Origin of the sequence: Massilia sp. Root351 (assembly GCF_001425045.1) — a bacterium.
GTDB lineage: Bacteria > Pseudomonadota > Gammaproteobacteria > Burkholderiales > Burkholderiaceae_D > Rugamonas.
Genome location: NZ_LMDJ01000002.1, coordinates 284094 through 308094, shown reverse-complemented (window position 1 = coordinate 308094; position 24001 = coordinate 284094). Strand labels below are relative to the sequence as shown.

Below are 24001 nucleotides of genomic sequence, written 5' to 3'. Positions count from 1 at the left end.
AGCCTGTATGTGCGCTTGCGCACTGACACCGCCACCGCCATGCGCGACGATGGTGTCCTACAGGGAGAATGACATGAAAAACGGAACTATACAGCAAGCCACTTTCCGCAACTTCATGATAGAAGCGACCGCCGTGCAGATGGGTACGCAGTGGCGGCCACAGTTCCGGGTGTCCCGGGGCAACCGAAAGACCAGCTGGTGCACGCCCCGCGTGAGTGCGTTCGCCGACAGCGCCCTGGCCGTTGACGCGGCGATCCAGCACGCCAAGCTGGAAATCCAGCGCGGCTGGGGATCCTGCTTCGCCTAGGATGCCTGCCCTCCCGCAATTTCCTTAAGGCAAGCCCTCGAGCGCAGCTATTGCGCCACCCGCTGCGCCTTCATGGCCGCCTTGTTGCGGTACATGTCGGCGTCGCCGTCGGCCAGCATGCGGGCGATGGTGTCGTGCCGGCGCGGATCGAAGTCCACCTGTCCCACGCTGAACACGATGTCGTAGCCGCGCTGGTCCGCGGCATTGCGCTGGGCCAGCGCCGCCCGCAGCCGCTCAACGGCGGACCGGGTGTCGGCCTGGCTGGCGTCCAGCAGCAGCGACACGAACTCGTCCCCGCCCATGCGGCCGATCAGGTCGCTATTGCGCAGCACATGCCGCAACACCTCGGAGAATGCCAGCAGCGCGCGGTCGCCCTCGGCATGGCCGCGCGTGTCGTTGATCTGCTTGAAATGGTTGAGGTCGAAAAACAGCAGCGAGGCGGGCTTGCCGAGCCGGCGACACACGTGGATAGCCTGCTGCGCCAGCATCTCGAAGCCGCGCCGGTTGGTCAGCTTGGTCAACTCATCCATGGTGGCCATCTGCACTGCCGCCATTTCCTGCTGCACCATGGCGGCCAGATCATGCAACAGGGCAATGTCCTCCTCGTCCAGCGTGCGCGGCACCTGGTCCAGCAGGCACAGGGTGCCAAGCTTGCAGCCGTTGGGCGCAAACAGCGGGCAGCCGGCGTAGAAACGTACGTGCGGTTCGCCCAGCACCAGCGGACTGTCGTGGAAACGCTCGTCGAGCCTGGCGTCCGGCACCAGCATGATGTCGTCGCCGAGGATGGCGTGGCTGCAAAACGACACTTCGCGCGGCACCGGGGCGCCCAGCGGACCGGAACAGGACAGCGCAAACACCGCATTGTCCCCCACCAGCGTCACCTTGGCGACGGGCACCCGGAACAGGCGCCTGGCCAGCCGGGTCAGGCGGTCGAAGCGCTCCTCGGGACCGGCCTCCAGCAGGGTCAGGGCATTGAGCGTGGCGACGCGCGTCGCTTCGTTCGGTGGCATGGCAGGCGCTAGCATGGTCCCTCCGTGTTTCTGACATCCTAGCGAAAATGCCATCTAGCCACAACAGTTTCCGCGACGGCGGCCTTGGTCAGCGGCACGCGCCGGGCCAGCAAGGCGGCCAGCAGGCGCTGCACGTGGCGCAGCAGCTCCGGATAATGCGCGTCGCGCGGGTGCAGGCCGAGCCGCACCAGGGGGTGGCCTGCCTGCAGCGCCAGCAGGGCGTCCAGCGCCAGCTGCGAACAGCAGCGCCCGGCGGCGTTGCGGGCCGCGTAATGCAGCGACAGCGCTGGCAGCGACAGCGCCGGCAGCGACAGGCCGGCCGGAGCGGTAGCCATGCCGGCGCGCGCCCAGCCCGGCGCCGGCGCAGCCGGGCGCAGGCAATGAAAGCGGCGCAAGGTGGTGGTGTAGCGCAAGGGCGTCTCACCCAGCGCAGCCCAGGCGGCCTCGCCCAGCAGCCAGGCCGGGGGCACGAAACCGTGCAGCGGCCAGCCGCGCTGCGCGAACCAGTGCTGGCCCAGGCCCAGCCGCCGGCGCGCTTCCTGCGCATCCAGCGCGGCGAACTCGCCCTCGCCCTGCGTGAACACACGGCGCAAAAACCACTCGCGCGCCGTGCGCGGCGGCGGCCCGGCATCGAGGTGTTGGTAGCCGTGCAGCGCCAGCTCGTGCCCGCGCACCAGCAGGCGTTCCAGCGCCGCATCGAAACAAGGCGGGGCTGCCTGCGCATGGCCGTGGTAGCGCGGCACCACCAGCCAGGTGAGCGGCATATCGGCCACCGCCTGCACCGTCCGCCACAGGCGCAGGCAGTCCGGCCACGTGGCGGGCGCCACGTCATGGATGGAGACGCACAACGCTGGCTGCTCAACTGCTGGCACGGACGTCCTCCTGCGCCAGCAAGGCACGGTAGCGCGCCAGCAGCTGGGGCAGGATGCGGCTCCAGTCATAGCGCGGACACGCCGCGCGGCGCGCCTGTTCGCCCATCCCCGCCACACCGGCGCGGTACAGCGCGTCCACCCCCTCGCACAGCGCCGCCGCGCTGCCGGGCGCCACTACCACGCCGCCGCCATCGGCCAGCAGCTCGGCCACCGCCCCGCCGCTGGTGACCACCGCAGGCACGCCGCACGCCATCGCCTCCAGCACCACCAGGCCGAACGTTTCGCGGTCGCCCGGATGCACCAGCGCGTCGCCGCTGGCCAGCAGGCGCGCCAGCGCGCGCGGGTTCGGCTGGAACGGCAACTCCGTCACCGCGCCGCAGCGCCGCCGTGTGCGCCCGCCCACCATCAACAGGTGATAAGGCGCGCCCAGGCGCTTGATGGCGGCCGCCAGTACGTCGAGCCGCTTGCCAGCGCTGAAGCGCCCGGCATACACCAGCAGCCGGGCCGATTGCGGCAAGCCCAGCTCGGCGCGCAAGTGCGGATCGCGCCGCTGCGGCGTATACACCGCCGTGTCGATGCCGAGCGGCTGCTGCGTGGCGCGCAAGCCCATCGCTTCCAGCCGCTGCACCGTGGCCGCACTGGGCGCCAGCAGCAAATCGCACTCGCGGTACAGGCGCTGCAGGTAACGGCACGCCAGTTGCCCTGCACCCGGGCCGAAGCGGCGCCGCACCAGTTGCGGCAAGTCGGAATGGAAGAAGGCCAGCACCGGAACCTGCAGGCGCTGCCGCGCGCGCAGCGCGGCCCAGGCACAGGGACCGGCATCGCCCGCTTCGATCAGGTCCGGCGCCAGCGCGGTGAGCACGCGCGCGGCGCTGGCGGCCGAGCGCGGCAAGCGATAGCCGCTGAGCCCCGGCAATCCCAGCCCCGGCAGCGCCGCCGTGTAAGGCGGGCCGGCACTGGCCAGCAAGCCGGCGTGGCGCGGCAGGTTGGGGCTGGCGATGGTGTGGCGCACGCCACCGTGGCTGTGCAGCCAGCGGGCCTTGGCGTCCAGATACGTGCTGACCCCGCCGCCAGCGCCGGCATACAGCATCGTCACATCGACCACGTGCATGGTGCCCTCCTGCTACCTGTGCAGGTTCGACCCTGCGGCGGCCGATTCGTTCCACGCCTGTTTATCGGCCCGCTACCTGGCAGGCTTCTTCTCCTCGGCCGGCAAGTTCTCATCGATGTCGGCCGAGGCCGATTTCACCCGCTTGTACGTCACCGGGCCGGCGTTGCCCGGCAGCGCCGGCCCGGTGTAGCGCAGCGCCAGCTCGGCCAGCGCGCTGCCGGTATCCTTGCCGAAGCCCGACAGCGCGCTGAAGCGCAGATGCCTTGCCGTGACGGACTGGCCGAAGTCGATGGATTGCTGGTCAAAAGTGGACACCAGCACGCAGCGCTTCAGCTCGCGCCAGTTGACGCCGTCGTCGCTGACGTGGACCACGTACTCGCGCACATCGCCTTCGTGGTCGCGATGGTTCTGGCGCGGCATCAGCACCAGGCCCGAGAAGCTCACCGGCTGCGGGAAGGCCAGCGCCAGCTCGCGCGCCGCGCCATGCTTGCCGTCGGCGCTCCAGAAGGTGTTCGGGTCGCCGTCGATGGCGTTGGCGACGTTGGCTGTCTCGCTGCCGCCCGCTGCCGCCGCGGCCGTGGCCCCCAGCTTCTTCATCACTTGCGTGTCGAACAGCACGCTGCGCAACTGCGCCGGTGTCAGCTCGGCTTGCGGACTGAACGCGCTGCCGGCCATGTAGTCCAGTAGCGACTTGCGCAGCTGGCGCGCCACCACGCGGCGCTCCAGGTCGCGCTCCAGGTCCGCGCTGGCCACCATCAGCCTGCCCTTGCCCACCCGCGCCTCGAACAGCAGGCCGAGCTTGAAGTTGCGGTTCCAGTCGTCCACCGGCTGCACGATGGGCTGCAGCGCCGGCGGCAGGCGGTCCAGGTTCACGGCGCGGGTGTTGGCCACCAGCTCGTTCCACTGCCAGTCGTTGAACGATTCGGTGGGGAACTGCGACAGCGCGGCGTGGCGCCGGTCCACCCACACGCCCAGCATGCGGCCCCAGGCCGGGTTCATCAGGCGGTTCCAGAAGACGGGCACGGTGTCCAGCGGCGGCGAGTTCCAGTCCAGGTCGGCCGCCAGCGGCAGGTACAGCACCTTGCCGCCAGCCGCCAGGCGGGCCTCGGCCTCCGGCCAGCTGTGCGTCACCAGCACGCCGTCCGGCGCCGCAGCGTCCACCTGCGAAGGGTAGACCCAGATATTCCAGTCGTTCTCAGCGTCCGTGCCGTGCAGGCCCACCACCAGCTTGTACGCTTGCGGCGCCGGCAGCGCCGACAGCGCGGCCCGCACCGTGCCGAGCTTGATGTTCTTGCCGATGGCGATGGCCCGTGCCGGGAACTCGCCGCCGGCCACCGTCTTGCCTGCCGGGTCCACCAGTTTCCAGTACGGCCGCGCATCGGCCAGCGGGCGTTCGCCGAAGTGCGCGATCTCCACCTCCGCCGTCAGCGTTTCTTCGGACGTGTAGACGCGCTTCATCACGCGCGCCAGCGGTACCGTCCGGCCGTTGAAGCGGCGGAACTCGCTGGCGGTGGCGTAGCCTTTCGGCTCCCAGAACGTATCGAGCACGCCGACCAGCGCCGTGCCCTGGCCGAGGTAGTCGTGCAGGTCCAGCAGCTGGTAGCCCATCATGCCGGGCGTGCGCAGGTTGGCTTCGATGTCTTCCTTGTAGCTGTTCAGCTGGAACTTGCCGGACGCGTAGGCGAAGTCCTTGTTGCGGTGGGCCATGCCGTGCCGCGCCAGCGAGTCGCGGAAGATCTCGTAATTCCCCGGCCGCAGATAGCCCTTGAATTTGTCGATCACGCTGAAATCGGGATACGCCACCCATTGTCCGGTTTCATGCGACACCACCGGCACGTGGATGTCCGCCAGCGATTCGCCGTAGTCCCTGCCGAACCAGCCCTTGTTGCCGCGCAGGGGCTTGGGGCCGATGCGCTGCATGGCCAGGAAATCCGTGCCCTCGCCCAGGCCCGGCACCTCCTTCTCGGTGTGGCCGGTGCCGTTGGAGTACAGCCGGCGCGGATCGGCCACGCGGTAATGCGCGATCCACTTGTCGAAAGCCTCCTTCCAGCGTCCCTTGGGTTCATTGGCGGGGCTGAACAGCACAAAGGACGGGTGGTTGCCGTAGGCCCGTATCATCCTCTCGGTTTCCTCGTACAGCATCTTGTCCATGGGCGTGCCGGGCGACACCTCGTTCCACATGCCGGGTTCCGGCTGCAGATACATGCCCACTTCGTCGGCGGCCTGGAAAGCCGCTTCCGGCGGGCAGAAGGAATGGAAGCGGATATGGTTGATGCCCCAGTCCTTGTTGATCTGGAAGATCTTGCGCCAATAGGCCACGTCGGTGGGCGGATAGCCGGTGAGCGGGAAATCGCCGCCGTGGTGGGTGCCGCGCAGCAGCAGCGGACGGCCGTTCAGCACGAAGTCCTTGCCGCGCGCGGCAATCTGCGCGAAACCGAAGCTGACGTCGCGCGCGTCGTTGGCGGCGCCGCCCTTGAGCTGCAGCCTGATCTTGTGCAGCACGGGGTGGAACTCGTCCCAGGGCTGCGCGCCGGCCGGGAACTGCACCTTGATCTCGGCCACACCGCCGCCTTCGCCCCAGCTGACCTTGTGCGCAACGCCATTCGCCGCGAGCACGCCGGCGCCGGCGCGGCCGGCCGCGTTGCCGATGCGGACCTTCAGCAGCACGGACTTGTCCTGCACGTTGGGATAGGCCTGCACATCGTCCAGCCACACCGGCGTGGTGGCGCGCAACTCGACCTTGCCGATGATGCCGTTCCAGCTCATGCCCAGCGAATCGGACACGCTGTGCGCATCCGGCCGGTACGCCATCAGCATGCGGTTGTCCACGCGGATGGAGACGCGGTGCTTGCCCGGCGCCAGCAGGCCCAGGTCGTATTCGTGTTCGGCCACCAGGCTCAGGTTGGCGCCGACCTGTTTGTCGCCCACCCAGGCCGTAGAGCCCCAGCGCGGCCGCTCCAGGAACAGCACCACGCGCTTGCCCTTCCACGCCGCAGGCACTTCCACGTCGCGCTGGTACCAGGCCGCACCCAGGTAATGGCGCGGCGGCTGCGACAGGAACGGCACTTTCACCTGCCCCGGCGCGGTGTGCGCCTTGTAGTCCTCGCGCTGGTCCCAGTTCTTGTCGTACAGGGACAGTACCCAGGGCGTCTTGGCGGTGATCTCGTCACCCTGTCCCTGCGCCTGCAGGATGCCGGGAATGGCGATGCTGCCAGCCAGGCCGCGCCTGTACCAGGCCTGGCTCACGCCCTCGTCCGCGCGGTCCATGGCGAAGCGCCACTGGCCGGAGAGGTCGCGCACTTCGGCGGCATAGAGGCTGGCGCCGGCCAGCCAGCAGGCAGCAATCAGGAGGGACAAGCAATTTCGGGCCACGGGATACCTTGCAGACGGACGATGGGATGGAGCCGATTATGTCTCAATCCCTTCACGCCGTTTGCGCATTCTCGTGAGTGATTGCCCTTCATGCGCCCGGCGTAAACGCCGGAAGCTGTGCGAACACGCCGGCAATGAAATCCATGAATGCGACAGCCCGGGTCGGAAGCAGCCGGTTTGCGACGTAGACGATTTGAACCGGCACCGCCGGGGGCGTATGTTCCGTCAGCAGCAGTTGCAGATTGCCGCTCCCGAGCCCTTCCTGGAAGAGCCATGCCGGCCCATGTCCGATCCCGAGTCCCGCATTGACCATTTCGCGCGCGGCCTCCGGCGAGTTGACCCGGAGCCTGCCGGACACGGGAACTTCGGTATCCCGGAAGCGCCATGTGGCGCCTGACGACAGCAAGGTGTAGACCACGCAATCGTGCCCGCGCAGATCGTCGGGCGCGAGGGGCATGCCGCGCTTGGCGAGATAGCCCTTGCTGGCCACAAATACGCGCTCGAACAGGCCGATGCGCCGCGCACGCAGCGCACTGTCCTCCAGGTGTCCTATCCTGATCGCCAGCTCCACACCCTCGTCGACCAGGCCGACATACCGGTCATTGAGCTGGAGCTCCAGCGCCAGGCCCGGATAGCGTTCCAGGAACGCGGGAATATGCGGCAGCACAAAGGCGTGGGCCAGCGCCGTCGGGCAGGCCACGCGCAGCAGGCCGGACGGATTGGCGTTCTCCCTGAAGGACGACTCGGACTCCTCCACCGCGTCCAGGATGCGCCGCACTTCCGCATAATAGCGCTCGCCCTCCGGCGTGAGCGCAAGCTTGCGCGTGGACCGGTGCAGCAGCCGGGTTTGCAGATGCTCTTCCAGCGCCGCCACATGGCGGCTCACGTTGGGCTGTCCCAGACCCAGGTCGCGGCCGGCGGCGGAGAAGCTGCCGGTCTCCACCGCGCGCGCAAAGCAGGACATCACAAGAAAGCGGTCCAAGGTCAACTCTCCATTCGTGCCTTGATCAGGCTGTTATTCATGCCCCGTTTCATGCTCCATTCATGCTCCATTCATGCTCCATTCATGCTCCATTCATGCTCCGGAAGCATGAAACATATGCAAAGACATGATCTTATCGGATTTGAAGCATGGGCGCATAGTTCACTCCACGGCAGGCCGGCCGATACTGGCTGGCCACGAATCACCAACAGGAGAACTTTTAATGGCCCGTTTACAAGGCAAACGCACACTTATCACCGGCGGCACCAGCGGCATCGGCCTCGAAACTGCCCGGCAATTCCTTGCCGAAGGCGCCCGCGTCATCGTCACCGGGATCACTCCGCAGTCCATTGCCAAGGCCAGGGCGGAACTTGGCAGCGAGGTTCTGGTGCTGAGTGCCGACTCGGCCAGCGTGACCGCCCAGAAGCAACTGGCGCAGGCCGTCCAGGCCCATTACGGCCAGCTCGATATCGCCTTTCTCAACGCTGGCGTCTCCGTTTGGGCGCCGGTCGAATCGTGGACCGAGGAAATGTTCGACCGCTCGTTCGACGTCAACGTCAAGGGCCCCTACTTCCTGATCCAGGCGCTGCTGCCGGTATTCGCCAACCCCGCTTCGGTGGTGCTCAACACGTCGGTCAGCGCGCATGTCGGCGCGGCGCGTTCATCGGTCTACGCCGCGACCAAGGCCGCCTTCCTGAACATGTCGAAGACGCTGTCCAGCGAACTGCTGGGAAACGGCATCCGCGTCAACGCCGTCAGCCCAGGCCCGGTCGACACGCCGCTGTATGACAAGCTGGGCATACCGGACGCCTACCGCGGGCAGCTCAACCAGGAAATTACCGCATCAATCCCGGCCGGCCGCTTCGGCACACCGGAGGAAGTGGCCAAGGCGGTGCTGTACCTCGCTTCGGACGAGTCCCGCTGGACGGTGGGCGCCGAGATTGTCGTTGATGGCGGACGCATGCTGAACGGCTGAAATCGGAAAATTTGAACAATTTTCCCGAAAAGCTGTCACAAGGGCGCGGCGGTCCACGTCTTATGGGTATGAAAGCAGCACATTGGGTGTTGCCCTGACCTGAAAGAGACCATCATGAGTGCACGTATTTCGCTGTTCACCCTGGCCCCCGCTCCCCTGAAAGCGATGATCGCCCTGTCCGGCGCCGCCAAGCAAAGTTCGCTGGGCGCGCGCCTGGTGGAGCTGATCAACCTGCGCGTGTCGCAGATAAACGGCTGCGGCCTGTGCGTGGACATGCACTGGCGCGACCTGGTGAAGCAAGGCGCGGACTACCGTCACCTGAACGCCATCGCCGGCTGGCGCGAAGCCCCCGCCTCCTTCTTCAGCGCCCGCGAACGCGCCGCGCTGGGCTGGGCTGAAGCCGTGAACGCGCTGCCGCACAAGGACGACACCGACGCCGCCTACGCCGAGCTGCGCGCGCACTTCAACGAAACCGAAGTGGCTGAAATGGCCTACGCCATCGCTGTCATCAGGGGTTGGAATTCGATCAACCTGAGCCTGCGCAACCAGATCCCCGAAGTGCCGCCGCCAGGCATGTAATCGGCTATTTGTGCGTCAAGCTGGCGCCGTCCAGCAAAATGCCGGTGCGCTGCAGGTTGGCGTTCAGGATGGACACGGCGGCGCCGGACTTCACCAGCGCGCGCAAGCGCGCTTCGAACGGCTCCAGGTACTTGATGCACGGGCTGTTGCGCGAGAAGCCGAAGTAGTTCCTGTCCTCGGTGGCGAAAGGCCGCAGGGCCATGTAACGCTCGCCCAGCCCATGGTTGGCCAGGTATGCCTCTCCGGCGTACAGTCCGACCAGGAAGTAGTCGATGCGGCCCAGCCCCAGCTTGCGGAAATTGGTGTCCAGCGTGCCGGACTCCTGCAAGTGCAGTTCCGTCTCGGCGAATCTGTCGAAATCCGGGCCAAAGCGGTTACCCAGCGCGGCGCCGCCACGCTTGTCCCGCAAGTCGTCCCAGTTGGCGTAAGCAAAGCTGCGCTGGCGGTCAACGAAGATGGCAACCGGGTTGCGGAACGCAGGGGTGGGCGCAAACGCCAGGTAGCGCTCGCGCTCCGGCAGGATCTTCAGCGTCGCCACCAGGTCCACCTGGCCAGCCTGCGCCGCGGCGAGCACCCGCTTCCACGGCCCGCTGTAACGCACTTCATAGGGCGCGCCGATGTCCTCCAGCACGCGGGTAGCCAGGTCGATGCTGGCGCCGCGCAAGCTCTGGCCGTCATACCAATGCAGTGGCTGATAGTCGGGATCGGCGGAGACGATGACCTTGCTGCATTCCGCCGCAGCCGGCAGGGCCATTGCCAGCGCCAGCAACATGGCAATTTTCATCGTGACAGTATAGGTGATTTCCCGGCCCGGATTGATTTCCGCAGCACATTTCGGCGCCAGGCGCTACCATGGCGGCTTTCGCCCGGAGACTATCCAATGCTTAAAATCCTGACTGCCGCCAGCCTCGCTCTGGCCTGCGCCGGCGCCGCCGCGGCGCCAGCGGAACCCGTGCAGCCGATCCCCGCGCTGGACGTGCCGCGCTACATGGGCACCTGGTACGAGATCGCAAAATATCCCAACTACTTCCAGCGCAAATGCGTGGGCAACACCACCGCGACCTACGCGCTGCAGCCCGACAAGACGGTACTGGTGACCAACCGCTGCGCGATTGAAAAGAACGACGCCATCGTCGCGACAGCCGAGGGCCGCCAGGTGGGCGGCGCCGAGTCGCCCAAGCTGGAAGTGCGCTTTGCGCCGGCGTGGCTGTCCTTCTTGCCCTTCGTGTGGGCCGACTACTGGGTCATCGACCTGGACGAGCAGTACCAGCTTGCGGCCGTGAGCGAACCGAAACGCGAGTACCTGTGGATCTTGTCGCGCACGCCGCAAGTGGCGCCGCAAGCGTACGCGGCCCTGCTGGCGCGCCTGGAGAAACAGGGATACAGCCTGCAGAAGCTGGTGAGCACGCCGCAGGCCGAGAGGAGGTAATTACGCCGAGGTGGCGGCGTCGCCCACCTTGCGCGCACGCTGCGGACGCGCCGGCGGCGGGCCGTCCAGCAGCGGGCTGTAACCGGGGAAGCTCATGCGCAGGATGCGCAGCACCGTGGTGCCGAACTGGCGCGTGAGCGAGCCGGTGTTGTACGGCAGGCGGTACCGGGCGCACAGCGCGCGCACGCGCGGCGCCACCTCGCCGTAGCGGTTGCTCGGCATGTCGGGGAACAGGTGGTGCTCGATCTGGTGGCTCAGGTTGCCGCTCATGATGTGGAACAGCTTGCCGCCCTTGATATTGCAGGAACCCAGCAGCTGGCGCACGTACCAGTGCGCGCGGCTTTCGTTCTCCACCTCAGCCTTGGTAAACACGTGCACGTCCATCGGGAAGTGGCCGCAGAAAATGATCAGATAGGTCCACAGGTTGCGCACGATGTTGGCCGCCGCGTTGGCGCCCGCCACGTAGAAGAAGAACGGGCCGGCCAGCAGCGGGAACAGCAGGTAGTCCTTGCGCATCTGGCGCAGGATCTTGCCGCGCGTGCGCAGCCACATTGGACGCAAGGTGGCCCACTTCAGGCGGCCCTGCAGCACGCGGCCCAGCTCCAGTTCCTGGATCGCGATGCCCCACTCGAAGAACACCGCCAGCAGCAAGGCCCACAGCGGATTGCCCAGGTTGAAGGGCTTCCAGCGCTGGCCGGAGAACAGGCGCAGCAGGCCGTAACCCGCCACGTCGGCATCCTTGCCCAGCACATTGGTCCAGGTGTGGTGCTTGACGTTGTGGGCGTGCTTCCACTGGTCGGACGGGCACACATGGTCCCACTCCCAGCGGCCCGACTGGATTTCCGGGTCGCGCAGCCAGTCCCATTGCGCGTGCAGGATGTTGTGGCCAATCTCCATGTTTTCCAGGATCTTGGCCGCGCCCAGCGTCAGCACGCCCAGCACCATCACGGGCCAGAAAAAGGCCCAGCCGGCCAGCGCATGGCCCCATTGCGGCAGCAGCGCCAGGCTGGCGTAAATGGCCAGGCGGCCGCTGATCTCCAGATAGCGGTGGATTTTCAGCAAGCGGCGGATGTAGCGCGCATCGCGCTCGCCGCGGCTGGCCATGACTTCGTTGCGGATGGATTCGATCTCGCTGCCAAAGGCCGCGATGTCGGCGGGGGAGAGGTGGGATGGAATGGGCATGGAATTCTCTTAAATAGTTTACAGCGCCAGTTCGACGTCGCCGACTGCGCTGCAGACGCAGACTTGCACGGTGTCGCCCGGCTCGGCGATCAGGGCGCCGTTGCGCAGGTCGCGCACGCAGCCGCTGACCAGCTTGGTGTCGCAGCCGTGGCAGATGCCCATGCGGCAGCCGTGCTTGGGATTGAGGCCGGCATTCTCGGCGATCAGCAGCAGGCTGGTGGCGCCGTCCGACTGCGCCTCGGTGGCGCTGCCGGCGAAGGTGACGCGGCCTGCGGTCGCTTCGGCGGTGGTTGCGGCCAGCGGTGCGTGGAAACGCTCCACGTGCAGCAGGTGCGACAGGCCGGCAGCCTGCCAGTGCGCTTCCACCGCCGCCAGCAGGGAAGCCGGGCCGCAGGCCCACACTTCGCGCGTGCGCCAGTCCGGGCAGGCCGCTTCCAGCTGTGCGGCACTGAAGTGGGCGCCGCCGTCCTGGGTGTAGTAGCGCTGCAGCTGGTAGTGGCGCTGGGTGGCGGCCAGCTTATCCAGTTCGGCGCCGAAAATGACGTCGCCGGCGCGCGGCGCATAGTGCATGTGCACCGTGTCCGGTACCACTTCGTACTCCTGCACGTAGTTGCGCAGCATGCTCATGACGGGCGTAATGCCACTGCCGCCGGTGATGAACAGCGGGTGCACCGGCATCGACTCGGGCAGCACGAAATCGCCTTGCGGTTCGCCCAGCGGCAGGTATTCGCCCACGCGCACCTGGCGCACCAGGCGCTGCGACACCCTGCCTTCGGCCACCGCCTTCACGGTGACGGTGATGCAGCCGTCCTCGCGGTCCGGCGCGGACGAGATGGAATAGGTGCGGGTATGGCGCTGGCCGCCGATCGGCACGCCCAGGCGCACGAACTGGCCGGGACGGTGGCTGCGCCAGCCGGCGCCCGGGCGCAGGGTCAGGGTGCGGCTGTCGGCGGTTTCTTCATGCACGGCGACCACGCGCGCCATCAGGGCGTGCGAGGTCCAGAGCGGGTTCACCAGCTCCACGTAGTGCGAATGGCGCAGCGGGTAGGCGAACATGTCCGCCAGGCTGGCCAGGGAAGATCGTAAAGTCATTGGGATAGCAAACGCATGGCAAATAATAAGGATTGCCATGATTGTGTACACTTGTACACATCAAGTCAAGCCCCGGTTGACTAAATAACAGGCAAACCTGTCATCAGCCTGTCACATTTGCCTGCCATGGCCGTGTAAAATAGGGATACACCTGTACACATGAGATCTATGAGCGAACACGAAACCGAGGAAGGCGCGGCACGGCCGGAACGCAAGACCGGCACCCGCAAGGCATTGCTGCAGGCGGCGCTGACGCTGGTGGGCGAAGGGCGCAGCTTCACCAGCCTGGGGCTGCGCGAGATCGCGCGCCAGGCCGGCGTGGTGCCGAACGCCTTCTACCGCCACTTCCGCAACACGGACGAGCTGGGGCTGGAACTGGTGGACGAGATGGGCATCACCTTGCGCCGCCTGCTGCGCGAAGCGCGCCAGATCGACGTTTCACGCGGCTCCATCCTGCGCCGCTCGGTGCGGGTGTACCTGGATTATGTGAAGGCGAACCGGCTGCAGTTCCAGTTCATCGCCACCGAGCGCTCGGGCGGCAGCCGCATCCTGCGCCTGGCGATCCGCACCGACGTGACCCACTTCACCAATGAAATGGCGCAGGACATCCGCGCACTGGGCCGCTACAGGGACTTGCCGACCCCGCGCCTGCAGATGGTGTGCGGCCTGATCGTCATGACCATGCTGGCCGCCGCCACCGACATCCTGGACCTGCCGCCCGGCCAGCCGCTGCTGGAGGGCGAGATGGAGGAAAATTTCGTGCAGCAACTGCACGTGATCCTGCTGGGCGCGTCCAAGTGGCAGGAAAAGGACGCGCACCAGGCAGCCGTGCTGTCGCGGCGGGGGTAGCGGCGCGGCTGCTTCCCGGGCTGTGCGCCCCTCCGCCCCAGACGGCGTAGAATCGCTCCGTCACCAGATGCCATTCTGATACGGGAGCACACCATGAGAAACTGGTTCTTGCTGGCCGCGTTTGCGGCGACATCCGCCCTGGCCCACCACGGCTGGAGCGAATACGACGCGCAGCGGCCGCTGACGCTGAGCGGCACTATCGAGGAGGCGGGTTATTCGCATCCGCACGGCTTCGTGCGGCTCAAGACCGGCACCCAGAGCTGGACCGTGGTGCTGGCGCCGCCCTCGCGCATGGAAAGCCGGGGGCTGGAAAAGGACGCGCTGGCGGCCGGCAAGCAGGCCAGCGTGATGGGCTATCCGCACCGCAGCAAGGGCGACGAACTGCGCGCCGAACGCATCACCCTGGCCGGCAAGACCACGGAGCTGCGCTGATGCCGCTGGTGGCCGGCGCCGCCGAGTGGCTGGCGTCGACACCGCTGTCGCAGGCCATGCGCGGCAGCCTGTGGCTCTATCCCGTGGTGGAAACCGTGCACATTTTCGGCTTTGCCGTGCTGGTGGGCGCTGTGGCGCTGTTCGACCTGCGCGTGCTGGGCTGCGCGCGCACGCTGCCGGTGCGGACGCTGGGGCGGCACCTGCTGCGCTGGGCGCTGGCCAGCCTGCTGCTGGTGGTGCCGGCCGGCGCGCTGCTGTTTGCCTCCCAGCCGCTGGAATTCATCGCCAATCCCGTCTTCAGGCTGAAGCTGGCGCTGCTGGCTGCGGCCGGCCTGAACGCGGCCTGCTTCCATGCCGGCGTGTACCGCAATGCGGCGGCCTGGGACGTCGGGCACCCTGCCCCGCCACTGGCGCGGGCTCAGGCGGCGCTGTCGCTGCTGCTGTGGGTGGCGCTGATCACTTGCGGCCGCATGCTGGCGTACGTGTGACGCAGGAATCTCCGTACCCCTTAGTGGTCGGTCGGGATCAGCACCGGCTTGTTCTTCTCCTTCAGCAGGAAGACGACGAACCTGGCCGGCTTGGTCTTGCTGGCGTTGCGGCCCACGGTGTGCAGGTCGGCGGGGCCTTCATAGAAGGTGTCGCCCGGCTTCAGGGTCACTTCCTTGCCGCCCTTGACGCCCATGACGATGGAGCCTTCCAGCACGTAGACTATGCCGTGCGCGTCGTGGCGGTGCACCGGATCTTCGCCGCCGGGGGCGTATTCCACGGAGATCATCAGCAATTCCTTGCCAGCTGATTCGGGCACGTCCCTGTTGATGAGAGGCTTGACCGACACGCCGCCGGGTGCGCCTTGCGCCGCCGGCATTGCCAGGATCATGGCGACGTTCACGCACAGGCCGAGGACGATGTTCTTGGTGTTCATGGTGGTTCTCCAGTTGGGTGGTGGGCTGCTGCTGGATTCATTCTAGGTGCGCGCCACCGCCGCCGGTAGGCACATGGCGGGCCCCACGCTGGTGAGCATCAGGCACCAATCAAGACGTGCCGCGCATGTGATACTGGATGCATCCCACGCACCCGGAATACATCATGCACATCGGACGATCCTACGGCCTGGCCGAATTCCTGCGCTGGACGCGGCGCAAGACTTATATCCTGCTGGCGCTGTCTACCGCGCAGGTGGCGGCCTACGAGCTGCTTGAATGGCGCTGGCTGGCCATGCCATGGGCGGTGGCGGCGCTGCTGGGCACGGCGGCCTCTTTCATCGTGGGCTTCAAGAACGCGCAAACCTACAACCGGACGCTGGAGGCGCAGCAGGTGTGGAGCAGCCTCGCCAGCATCAGCCGCTACTGGGGCCTGATCAGCCGCGACTTCACCGGCATGCCGCTGGCTGCGCGCGAGCTGGTGCAGCGCCACCTGGCGTGGCTGGCCTGCGTCCGTTACCAGCTACGCAGCGCGCGCGTGTGGGAGGCGGCGGCCAACCAATACAACTTCGAGTACCGCGCCAGATGTTATACGGTGGCCGAGCACGATGTGCCGCTGGAGTCGGCGCTGCGCGCCTATCTGCCGGAAGCCAGCGCGGCGCAACTGGCCCGCTCACGCCGGCCCGCGCTGACGCTGATCGGCATGCAAAGCAGCGCCATCAAGGAGCTGTTTGCCAGCCAGGCGATCCCGGTGCTGCAGCACGCCGAGATGCAGAAAACCCTGAAGGAGCTGATCGACCTGCACAGCCGCGCGGAGCGCATCAAGAACTTCCCCTACCCGCGCCAGTACGCCATTGTCCACACTCTCTTCGTGTGGCTCTTCGCCGCGCTGCTGCCGCTGGGCGTGGTGCGGGAATTCGACAAGCTCAATGAGGTGGTGGGCGGCGCGCTGGCCGGCCACATGGCCTGGCTGGCGATTCCGTTCAGCGTGCTGGTGGCGTGGATGTATGTGGCGCTGGACCAGGTGGGCGAGAGCACCGAGAATCCCTTCGAGGGCGGCGCCAACGACGTGCCGGTCACGCATATCTGCCGCCAGATCGAGGGCGACCTGCGCGAACTGCTGGGCGAGGAAGCGCCGCCGGACGATGGGGTTGCGGCGCGCCACGCCATCATCCTGTGACGCGGCCAGCCAGGGAGGCCTCAGGCAGCGCTGCGGAAGCGTTCGCGGTAGGCGCTGGGCGATTCGGACAGGTTGCGCTGGAAGCACTGCCGCATGCGGCCCTCGTCGCCGAAGCCGCAGTCGCGCGCGATCTGGTCGATATTGCGGCTGGAATCTTCCAGCAGGCGGCGCGCCGCCTCCAGGCGGAACAGCTCCACCGCCTTGGCCGGCGTGCGGCCCGTGGTTTCGCGGTACACGCGCGAGAAATTGCGAGGGCTCATGAGCACGCGCCTGGCCAGTTCGTCCACCGTCAGGCTGGCGTTGCCCAGGTTGTCGGCGATCCACAAGTGCAGCGCTTCGAACTTGTCGCCGTCGCGCAGCTGCGAGTCCAGCAAGGCGCTGAACTGCGCGTGCCCGCCCGGCCGCTTGACGAACACCACCAGCTCACGCGCCACTTCCAGCGCCACGTCGCGCCCGCAGTCCGCTTCCACCAGCGCCAGCGCCAGGTCGATGCCGGCGGTCACACCGGCCGAGGTCCAGATGCCGCCCTGGTGCACGAAGATGGCCTGGCGCTCGATTTCCACCTTGGGATGGAGCTCCTTGAGCCGGTCGCTCAAGGCCCAGTGGGTCGCGGCGCGCTTACCGTCGAGCAAACCTGCTTGCGCCAGCACAAATGCACCGCTGCAGACCGAGGTGGTGCGGCGTGCGGTGCCCGCCGCCGCGCGCAGCCAGTCCACCAGCGGCTGCGCATGTTGCAGCACTTGTTCGATATGGGGCGCGCCGGGGACCACGATGGTGTCCACGTCTTCCGGCCGGAACGCCGACAGGGACTCGGTGAACATGGGCACGCCCTCCAGCGTCGGCACCGCACCGCCCTCCACGCTCACCGTGTGGCGCGCGTAGCCGGGGCGGCCGCGCTGCCGCATCACGCGGTCCGCGCACCAGAACACGGTCTGTGGGCCGGCCATGTCCAGCATGCACAGGCCGGGGAAGGCCACGAATAGCACCAGCGGCCGGCGCGGCGCGCTTGGCAGAAAATCACCGATGTTTGGCATTTACTCGCCACTCCTGCAGGTTTAATCTACTTCCTGTCAATATTGTCTCAGAATAATGCTCTGGAAAACATGAATTCATTCTCCGCAGCAGAATCCGACGCCCTCGCGTCCAGCTTCGCCACCACCTACGCCGGGGTGGTGGCGTTTATCGCCGTGGCCACCGAAGGCAGCTTCGCCAGGGCGGCGGACCGGCTCGGCATCGGCCGTTCGGCGGTGAGCCGCAGCATCCTCAAACTGGAAACCCAGCTCGACACCCGCTTGTTCCTGCGCACCACGCGCAGCACCACGCTCACCAGCGAAGGCCAGTTATTTTACGAGTATTGCAGCCCCGGCGTGGAACGCATCGTGCAGGCCGTGGAAGAAATGCGCGACCTGCGCTCGGGCGCGCCGCGCGGCCAGCTGCGCCTGTGCGCCACGGCCGGCTTCGGACGCAAGGTGGTGGCGCCGCTGCTGAGCGGCTTTCGCGCCCTGTACCCGGACATCACGGTCGATCTTGTATTGGACAGCAACCCCACCGACTTCATCGCCAAGCGCGTCGACGTGGCGTTCCGCAATGGCCGCATGGACGACAGCCAGGTGGTGGCCAAGCAGCTGATCCCGATGCAGCTGCTGGTATGCGCCTCGCCCGCCTACGCCAGGGCGCATGGCCTGCCGGACAGCGTGGACGACATCGCCCGGCACCGCTGCATCACCTACCGCGAGTCCTCGGGCCGGGTGGAGGAATGGGAATTCCGGGTCGGCGGCGTGACGCGCTCGCTGCAGCCCAAGGCTTCCTGCACCTTCAATGACGCCGACCTGGTGCTGCAGGCGGTGCTCAACGGCGAAGGGCTGGCGCAGCTGGCCGGTTACCAGGTCTGCGAGCTGCTGCGCAGCGGCGAGCTGGTGGCGGTGCTGCCGCAATACGCGCCGGACGACCGGGGCCACTATCTGTGCTACCTGAACCGGCGCCACCTGCCCACCCGCAGCCGCGTTTTCATCGACTACATCACGCTGCAGATCCGCTCGCTGGACCTGTACTGCATCGGCAATTTCTCCCCGCCCTGACTGCGCTTGCCAACCCGCGCCATTGGTGCCTGCCGCTCACCACTGTGGAGCCATGCGCAGGCCTACCGGCGCCCCCATGCGCAACCTAAACTGGACCTTGTACCGCGATCTCCGCAACCGGGTCCCTCAGCCGTCCTGAGCGCAACACAAGGAGTTTCATCATGAAAATCGTCGTTATCGGTGGCACCGGCCTGATCGGCAGCAAAACCATCAAGATCCTGCAGCAGCGCGGCCATGAAGCCATCGCCGCTTCGCCCAATTCCGGCGTCAACACCGTCACCGGCGAAGGCCTGGCCGCCGCACTGGCCGGGGCCGACGTGGTGATCGACGTGGCCAATTCACCGTCCTTCGCGGACGACGACGTGCTGGCCTTCTTCACCGCGTCCGGCCGCAACCTGCTCAAGGCGGAAACCGAGGCAGGCGTGAAGCACCATATCGCGCTGTCGGTGGTGGGCACCGATCTGCTGGCCGAAAGCGGCTATTTCCGGGGTAAGATAGCGCAGGAAAAATTGATCAAGGAGGCCAAGGTGCCCTACACCATCGTCCATTCGACCCAGTTCTTCGAATTCCTCGGCGGGATCGCGCAATCCGGCGCGGACGGCAATACCGTGCGCCTGTCGCCGGCGCTGGTGCAGCCGATTTCGTCGGACGACGTGGCGCTGGCCATGGCAGATTACGCCACCGCCGCCCCGCTCAACGGCACGGTGGAAATCGCCGGTCCGGAAGCGTTCCCGCTATCCGGGCTGGTGCAGCAATACCTGCAGTCGATCGGTGATCCGCACAAGGTGGAAGCCGATGCCGGCGCGCGCTACTTCGGCGCGCTGCTGAACGAGCGCACCCTGGTCCCGGCCGGCAAAGCGCGCCTGGGCACGGCCACCATCCAGAGCTGGCTGCAGAAGAAATGAAGCCGCTCGCCCCGCCGCCGCTCTCGCTGCTCGATAAATACGTGGGCCAGGATATCCAGCCCTTGTACACGACGACGGTGCGGGTAACGGGGGGCGAGGCCGAACACGGGCGCGCCTCCGGCGTGGCCCGCTCGGACGACGGCAATCTCGATTTATCGTTGCGCCTGCCGCCCGAACTGGGCGGCCCGGGCGGCGGCACCAATCCCGAACAGCTTTTCGCAGCCGGCTTTGCGGCCTGCTTCCACGGCGTTATCAGCCTGCTGTCGGCCAAGGCCGGCCTGGGCGCGGACGGCGCCTCGGTGGAAGTGTCGGTCTCTTTCGCGCGCGATCCGATGGACGGCATGTATCTGCTCACTTCCGCGCTGACGGTGCGCCTGCCCGGCATGAAACAGGCCGCCGCCGAAGAACTGGTGCGCAACGCCGAGCGCGTTTGCCCCTACGCCAAAATGGCGCGCGAGGGGCTGCTCAGCGTCGTTACGCTGGTGGACTGAGCTGGCCGGCCAGCAGCCCCTGCTCCATCGCGCTCAGCACCACTTGCGTGCGGGTGGACGCCTCGAACTTCTGCATCAGCTGCTTCATGTGGGTTTTCACCGTGCCCACGCCTATGCCCAATTCGCGCGCGATCAGCTTGTCCGGATGGCCGCGCGAGAGGATCGACAGCACGTCGGCCTCGCGCCGCGTCAGCGGCGGGCGGCCCAGCGCGTTGGCCACGCTGCGGCTGGCGGCCGCGCCGAGATAGCGGCAGCCCATGCCGAGCAGGCGCACGCATTCCACCAGTTCGCCGGCATCGGCCTCCTGCAGCAGGTAGCCGTGCACGCCGCTATCCACCGCAAGGCGCACTTCGCCTTCCTTGCCGTGCTGCGTGACCACCAGCAGCCGCCTGGCCCGCTCCGTGCCAGCTCCCCCGCAGTCGCGCGCGGCGCGCAGCGCAGACGCGTAATCGGCAATCACCACGCAGGCCTCATCGCTGCACGGCCACTGCCCCGGCGCGCTCACGTCCAGGCCGGGCTGGCCGGCCAGCATGGCGCCCAGCCCGGCGCAGACGATGGGACAGCTGTGCATCAGGTAAACCCTGGTGCGGTGGGCCGCGGCGCGGCTGGTAAGCAGGCAGATCGGTGCATTCATGATGGGCTCCAGGCAGCAGGCGTGGCACGGAAGGCGGGAAAAACCCGCCATGGCTGTTATTCGAGGTGGGCTTTATCCAGGCCGAAGGCCTTGTCGTACGAGCCGGGCACGAACTTGAAGGCGACGTTGATGCGGTTCCACGCGTTGATGGCCATGATCTCGAAGGTCAGGTCGGACAGCTCCTTTTCGGACAGCTGCGTGCGCACACGCTCGTAGATGTCGTCCGGCACGCCCTGCTCGGGCAGGCGGGTCAGCACTTCGGTCCAGGCCAGCGCGGCGCGTTCGCGCGGAATGAACAGCGTCGATTCACGCCACGCGGCCAGGTGGTGCAGGCGCAGCGGGCGTTCGCCGTGGATGGTGGCCTGCTTGATGTGCATGTCCACGCAGAAACCGCAGCCGTTGATCTGCGAAGCGCGGATCGCCACCAGGTCGAGGATGGATTCTTCGATCGCGCCTTGCTTGATGACGGTGTTGAGCTCCACGAGCTTCTTGAACAGTTCCGGGGATTGCTCCTGGTAGTTGATACGGTGGGTCATGATGATCTCCTGGTTGGTGGGTCCGGTGTCCGCTTGCGGAAGCGCGCGGTACAGAGCCATTCTAGGAGCGCGCCGGGGGCGGCGGTAGGCACATGGCGGGCCGCACGCTGGTGAGCGCCAGGCACCAATCGGATGGCCGCCGCCGGCGATTGGTGCCTGGCGCTCAACACTGTGGCGCCCGGCACGGATCTAGCGCACCGAGCGGCGCAGGCTTAGACTGAGCCGGATAGCGCATATCCACGCGTGCACCGCGCGTTCCAAACCCGGGAGACAACCACTAATGAAGCCGCTCGCGCCGCCGCCGTTATCGCTGCTCGACAAATACGTCGGGCAGGACATCCAGACCCTCTACAGCACGGCAGTGACAGTGACGGGCGGCGAGGCCGGGCACGGGCGCGCCTCCGGCGTGGCGCGTTCGGACGACGGCAACCTGGAGCTGGCGCTGCGCCTGCCGCCGGAACTGGGCGGCCCGGGCGGCGGCACCAATCCGGAGCAGCTGTTCGCGGCCGGCTTCGCGGCCTGCTTCCACGGCGTGCTTTGCCTGCTGGCGGCCAGGGCCGGGCTGGGCGCGGCCGAGTGCTCGGTGGAGGTCTCGGTGTCCTTCGCGCGCGACCCGGTGGACGGCATGTACCTGCTCACCGCGGAGGTGAAGATCCGCCTGCCCGGCTTGCGCCAGGCCACGGCGGAGGAACTGGTGCGCAACGCCGAACGGGTCTGCCCCTACGCCAAGATGGCGCGCGAGGGGCTGCTGAGCGTGATCGCGCTGGCGACATAGGCCACTGCGCCCGCGCTAAGCCGCCAGCAGGCCGCGCTCGAACGCCGCCAGCACCACCTGGGTGCGGCAGGCGGCGTCGAACTTGTGCATCAGCTGCTTCATATGGGTCTTGACGGTGCCGAGGCCGATGCCCAGTTCGCGCGCGATGGCCTTGTCCGGACAGCCGCGCGCCAGGATGTGCAGCACCTCCTCTTCGCGCGGCGTGAGCTGCTGGCGGCCCAGCGAACTCACCACGCCCAGCCTGGCCGCTGCGCACAGGTAGCGCGTACCCTGGGCCACCGCGTGTACACCGGCCACCACGTCCGCCGCCGCGCATTCCTGCACCAGGTAGCCAAGCACGCCGCCCTCCATCGCGCGCAGCACCTGGCATTCCTTGCGCAGCGACGTAAACACCATCAGCCGCGCCAGCCGCTCCTTCTGCCGCGCCGCCTGCATCACCGCCGCGTAGTCGGCAATCACCACGCCTTCCGCGGCAGGCGCCGGCCATTCCCCCGGCGCGCTCACGTCCAGGCCGGGCTGGCCGGACAGGATGGCGCTCAGGCCGGCCTTGACGATGGGGCAGTCGTGCAGCAGGTAGACCTTGATGGCGCTCATACCACCCCCGCCACGTAGACTGGATGGGCAGCGGCGCGCGGGCGCCGGGGGGCGCCGGCGCGCCGCACCGGCCAGCCCGGGGCTGCTGCGGCGGGCGCCGGCTCCAGCGCCATGTCGATCACGCCTTCGCTGGCATCCTGCTGCGTGTCGCGCAGGCGGAACACGTCCACGCTGCGGGTGAGGCGCTGCGCCTGTTCGCCCAGCGACACCAAGGCCGCCAGCGACTGCTCCACCAGCGCAGCGTTCTGCTGGGTGGCGCCGTCCAGCTCGGACAGCGTGTGGTTCACCTGCTGCAACCCGATGCTCTGCTCGCGGTTGCCCGCGCTGATTTCGGCCACCAGCCCGGCCACGCGGCGCACGCCGCCCGTCACCCCGGCGATGGTGGCGCCGGCGCCGTGCACCACGCGGCTGCCCTCGCCCACCTGCTCGATGGATGCGGCGATCAGCTGCTTGATCTCGCGCGCCGACTGCGCGCTGCGCTGCGCCAGGCTGCGCACCTCGCCCGCCACCACGGCGAAGCCGCGTCCCTGCTCGCCGGCCCGTGCCGCTTCCACCGCCGCGTTCAGCGCCAGCAGGTTGGTCTGGAAGGCGATGCCGTCCATGACGCCGACGATGTCGCCGATGCGGCGCGAGGATGCATCGATGCCGTCCATGGTGGCCAGCATGGCGCCCACCGCCTCTTCCGCGCTATGCGCTTGGGCAGCGGTGCGCTCCATCAGGCTGTGCGCCTGTGCCGCCTTGTCGGCATTGTGGCCGACCGTGACGGTGAGCTGTTCCATGGTGGCGGCGGTTTCCTCCAGCGAGGCGGCCTGGCGCTCGGTGCGGCTGGCCAGGTCGGCGTTGCCGGCACTGATCTGCTCGGACGCGGCGGCGACGGTATCGGCGCCGCTGCGCACCTGGCCCACCATCTGCCGCAGGCGCTGGTTCATGCCGTTCAGCGCGCGCAGCAGTTCGCCGGTTTCATCGCGCCAGCCGCTCACGGCCACCGTACGCAAGTCGCCGCCGGCGACGCGCCGGGCGATATCGACCGCCTGGCGCAATGGCTGCGAAATCAGCCGCGCCACCCAGGCCGCCAGCAGCATGCCGAGGACGACGGTGGCCGCGATCAGGCCGCTGATCATGGTGCGCGACTTGGCGTAGGCGGCGGCGGCCGATGCCGCCGCCGCCTCGCTGCCCGCTTCGCCGGCTGCCACCAGCCCCGCCACCAGCCCGGATGCCTCGAAGTTGTATTTGCGCGAGTCGCCGCGCAGCACCGCCAGTGCGGCGGCACGGTTGCCGCTGCGGTTCAGCGCCACCACCTGGCGCGCGGCGGCGCGGTAGGAATCCAGCGCGGCGCGGAATTGCTGGAAGCCGGCCTGTTCGGCGTCCGACTTGGGCGCTTGCGCGTAGGACTCCACTGCGGCCAGCAGCTGCGCCATTTCATTGTTCATCTGCGTTTCGTAATAATCGAATTCGCCGGCCTGGGTGGACAGCGCATGCTGCAGCTCGTAGGTGCGGAAGCGCAGCAGGTCGGCCTTGATCAGCAGCACATTGCGCACCGCCGGCGCCCAGCGCTGCATAATCTCGCTGTTGACACGGTTCAGGTGCTGCAGCTGCAGGAAGCAAAACACGCCCAGCGCCACGGTAAGCGCCAGCACGGCGGCAATGGCGGCGATCAGCTTTTGCGCAATCTTCAGGTGGTAGAACCAGTTCATG

The 24001-nt window shown here is 67.5% G+C and carries 26 protein-coding genes; 12 read left to right on the top strand and 14 right to left on the bottom strand.

Going from position 1 to position 24001, the window contains the following annotated elements:
* Positions 1 to 73: 73 nt before the first annotated feature.
* Positions 74 to 307: a hypothetical protein gene (locus tag ASD15_RS06265; protein WP_157200835.1), complete on the top strand. Its 234-nt coding sequence runs from the start codon at positions 74 to 76 to the stop codon at positions 305 to 307.
* A 47-nt stretch (positions 308 to 354) separates the two neighbouring features.
* Here the strand turns inward: ASD15_RS06265 and ASD15_RS06260 are convergent, their stop codons facing one another.
* The 5 genes from ASD15_RS06260 to ASD15_RS06240 form a co-directional block, all read right to left on the bottom strand.
* Positions 355 to 1332: a diguanylate cyclase gene (locus ASD15_RS06260; protein ID WP_057153935.1), complete on the bottom strand. Its 978-nt coding sequence runs from the start codon at positions 1330 to 1332 to the stop codon at positions 355 to 357.
* Between the two features lie 23 nt (positions 1333 to 1355).
* A complete protein-coding gene (locus tag ASD15_RS06255) occupies positions 1356 to 2189 on the bottom strand; it encodes a polysaccharide deacetylase family protein (RefSeq protein WP_057153934.1) in 834 nt (277 codons plus the stop codon).
* Complete coding sequence (locus ASD15_RS06250; protein WP_229418078.1) at positions 2176 to 3300, bottom strand: glycosyltransferase; 1125 nt, start codon at positions 3298 to 3300, stop codon at positions 2176 to 2178. The genes ASD15_RS06255 and ASD15_RS06250 overlap by 14 nt, the downstream gene beginning before the upstream one ends.
* A gap of 72 nt (positions 3301 to 3372) precedes the next feature.
* A complete protein-coding gene (locus ASD15_RS06245; RefSeq protein WP_057153933.1) occupies positions 3373 to 6657 on the bottom strand; it encodes a discoidin domain-containing protein in 3285 nt (1094 codons plus the stop codon).
* Positions 6658 to 6760: 103 nt separating this feature from the next.
* Positions 6761 to 7654: a LysR family transcriptional regulator gene (locus tag ASD15_RS06240; protein ID WP_057153975.1), complete on the bottom strand. Its 894-nt coding sequence runs from the start codon at positions 7652 to 7654 to the stop codon at positions 6761 to 6763.
* Positions 7655 to 7877: 223 nt separating this feature from the next.
* Between ASD15_RS06240 and ASD15_RS06235 the strand changes: the two genes are divergently transcribed.
* Entirely contained in the window at positions 7878 to 8630 is a 753-nt protein-coding gene (locus ASD15_RS06235; protein WP_057153932.1) for an SDR family oxidoreductase, read from the top strand.
* 114 nt (positions 8631 to 8744) lie between these two features.
* A complete protein-coding gene (locus ASD15_RS06230; RefSeq protein WP_057153931.1) occupies positions 8745 to 9209 on the top strand; it encodes a carboxymuconolactone decarboxylase family protein in 465 nt (154 codons plus the stop codon).
* Positions 9210 to 9213: 4 nt separating this feature from the next.
* On the opposite strand, the gene ASD15_RS06225 is transcribed toward ASD15_RS06230, so the two are convergent.
* A complete protein-coding gene (locus ASD15_RS06225; RefSeq protein WP_057153930.1) occupies positions 9214 to 9993 on the bottom strand; it encodes an ABC transporter substrate-binding protein in 780 nt (259 codons plus the stop codon).
* A gap of 96 nt (positions 9994 to 10089) precedes the next feature.
* Here ASD15_RS06225 and ASD15_RS06220 point away from each other — a divergent pair, with 96 nt between their 5' ends.
* A complete protein-coding gene (locus ASD15_RS06220) occupies positions 10090 to 10638 on the top strand; it encodes a lipocalin family protein (protein WP_057153929.1) in 549 nt (182 codons plus the stop codon).
* On the opposite strand, the gene ASD15_RS06215 is transcribed toward ASD15_RS06220, so the two are convergent.
* Both ASD15_RS06215 and ASD15_RS06210 read right to left on the bottom strand, forming a co-directional pair.
* Positions 10639 to 11820, bottom strand: a complete 1182-nt coding sequence (locus ASD15_RS06215) for an acyl-CoA desaturase (RefSeq protein ID WP_057153928.1) — start codon at positions 11818 to 11820, stop codon at positions 10639 to 10641.
* A gap of 18 nt (positions 11821 to 11838) precedes the next feature.
* Complete coding sequence (locus ASD15_RS06210; RefSeq protein ID WP_057153927.1) at positions 11839 to 12912, bottom strand: ferredoxin reductase; 1074 nt, start codon at positions 12910 to 12912, stop codon at positions 11839 to 11841.
* Positions 12913 to 13080: 168 nt separating this feature from the next.
* On the opposite strand from ASD15_RS06210, the gene fabR reads away from it, so the two are divergent.
* The 3 genes from fabR (at position 13081) to ASD15_RS06195 (ending at position 14681) form a co-directional block, all read left to right on the top strand.
* Positions 13081 to 13761 (top strand): HTH-type transcriptional repressor FabR, encoded by a 681-nt coding sequence (gene fabR, locus ASD15_RS06205; RefSeq protein WP_082551609.1) that lies wholly within the window; start codon positions 13081 to 13083, stop codon positions 13759 to 13761.
* A gap of 93 nt (positions 13762 to 13854) precedes the next feature.
* Positions 13855 to 14193 carry a DUF6152 family protein gene (locus ASD15_RS06200; protein WP_057153925.1) on the top strand — a complete coding sequence of 113 codons (339 nt, stop codon included), beginning with the start codon at positions 13855 to 13857 and terminating at the stop codon, positions 14191 to 14193.
* On the top strand, positions 14193 to 14681 hold the full coding sequence (locus ASD15_RS06195) for a hypothetical protein (RefSeq protein WP_057153924.1): 489 nt from the start codon (positions 14193 to 14195) through the stop codon (positions 14679 to 14681). The genes ASD15_RS06200 and ASD15_RS06195 overlap by 1 nt, the downstream gene beginning before the upstream one ends.
* A 20-nt stretch (positions 14682 to 14701) precedes the next feature.
* On the opposite strand, the gene ASD15_RS06190 is transcribed toward ASD15_RS06195, so the two are convergent.
* Entirely contained in the window at positions 14702 to 15115 is a 414-nt protein-coding gene (locus tag ASD15_RS06190; protein WP_082551608.1) for a cupin domain-containing protein, read from the bottom strand.
* Between the two features lie 164 nt (positions 15116 to 15279).
* On the opposite strand from ASD15_RS06190, the gene ASD15_RS06185 reads away from it, so the two are divergent.
* The gene (locus tag ASD15_RS06185) at positions 15280 to 16293 is read left to right on the top strand and encodes a bestrophin family protein (protein WP_057153973.1); all 1014 of its coding nucleotides are present in this window, start codon (positions 15280 to 15282) and stop codon (positions 16291 to 16293) included.
* Positions 16294 to 16313: 20 nt separating this feature from the next.
* Here ASD15_RS06185 and ASD15_RS06180 read toward each other — a convergent pair whose 3' ends face one another.
* Complete coding sequence (locus tag ASD15_RS06180; RefSeq protein WP_057153923.1) at positions 16314 to 17327, bottom strand: GlxA family transcriptional regulator; 1014 nt, start codon at positions 17325 to 17327, stop codon at positions 16314 to 16316.
* Between the two features lie 69 nt (positions 17328 to 17396).
* Between ASD15_RS06180 and ASD15_RS06175 the strand changes: the two genes are divergently transcribed.
* The 3 genes from ASD15_RS06175 to ASD15_RS06165 all read left to right on the top strand — a co-directional run bounded on the left by ASD15_RS06175 (position 17397) and on the right by ASD15_RS06165 (position 19767).
* The gene (locus ASD15_RS06175; protein ID WP_057153922.1) at positions 17397 to 18371 is read left to right on the top strand and encodes a LysR family transcriptional regulator; all 975 of its coding nucleotides are present in this window, start codon (positions 17397 to 17399) and stop codon (positions 18369 to 18371) included.
* A gap of 161 nt (positions 18372 to 18532) precedes the next feature.
* Positions 18533 to 19276, top strand: coding sequence for an SDR family oxidoreductase (locus ASD15_RS06170; RefSeq protein ID WP_057153921.1), 744 nt, complete (start codon positions 18533 to 18535; stop codon positions 19274 to 19276).
* Complete coding sequence (locus ASD15_RS06165; protein WP_057153920.1) at positions 19273 to 19767, top strand: Ohr family peroxiredoxin; 495 nt, start codon at positions 19273 to 19275, stop codon at positions 19765 to 19767. Before ASD15_RS06170 ends, ASD15_RS06165 begins: the two co-directional genes overlap by 4 nt.
* On the opposite strand, the gene ASD15_RS06160 is transcribed toward ASD15_RS06165, so the two are convergent.
* The gene (locus ASD15_RS06160) at positions 19751 to 20401 is read right to left on the bottom strand and encodes a response regulator transcription factor (RefSeq protein ID WP_057153919.1); all 651 of its coding nucleotides are present in this window, start codon (positions 20399 to 20401) and stop codon (positions 19751 to 19753) included. The genes ASD15_RS06165 and ASD15_RS06160 overlap by 17 nt on opposite strands.
* A 56-nt stretch (positions 20402 to 20457) precedes the next feature.
* Positions 20458 to 20937 (bottom strand): carboxymuconolactone decarboxylase family protein, encoded by a 480-nt coding sequence (locus ASD15_RS06155; RefSeq protein ID WP_057153972.1) that lies wholly within the window; start codon positions 20935 to 20937, stop codon positions 20458 to 20460.
* A 280-nt stretch (positions 20938 to 21217) separates the two neighbouring features.
* On the opposite strand from ASD15_RS06155, the gene ASD15_RS06150 reads away from it, so the two are divergent.
* Complete coding sequence (locus ASD15_RS06150) at positions 21218 to 21712, top strand: Ohr family peroxiredoxin (RefSeq protein WP_057153918.1); 495 nt, start codon at positions 21218 to 21220, stop codon at positions 21710 to 21712.
* 15 nt (positions 21713 to 21727) lie between these two features.
* Here ASD15_RS06150 and ASD15_RS06145 read toward each other — a convergent pair whose 3' ends face one another.
* Positions 21728 to 22306 carry a response regulator transcription factor gene (locus ASD15_RS06145; protein ID WP_057153917.1) on the bottom strand — a complete coding sequence of 193 codons (579 nt, stop codon included), beginning with the start codon at positions 22304 to 22306 and terminating at the stop codon, positions 21728 to 21730.
* Positions 22303 to 24000 carry a methyl-accepting chemotaxis protein gene (locus ASD15_RS06140; RefSeq protein WP_057153916.1) on the bottom strand — a complete coding sequence of 566 codons (1698 nt, stop codon included), beginning with the start codon at positions 23998 to 24000 and terminating at the stop codon, positions 22303 to 22305. Before ASD15_RS06140 ends, ASD15_RS06145 begins: the two co-directional genes overlap by 4 nt.
* Position 24001 lies beyond the last annotated feature (1 nt).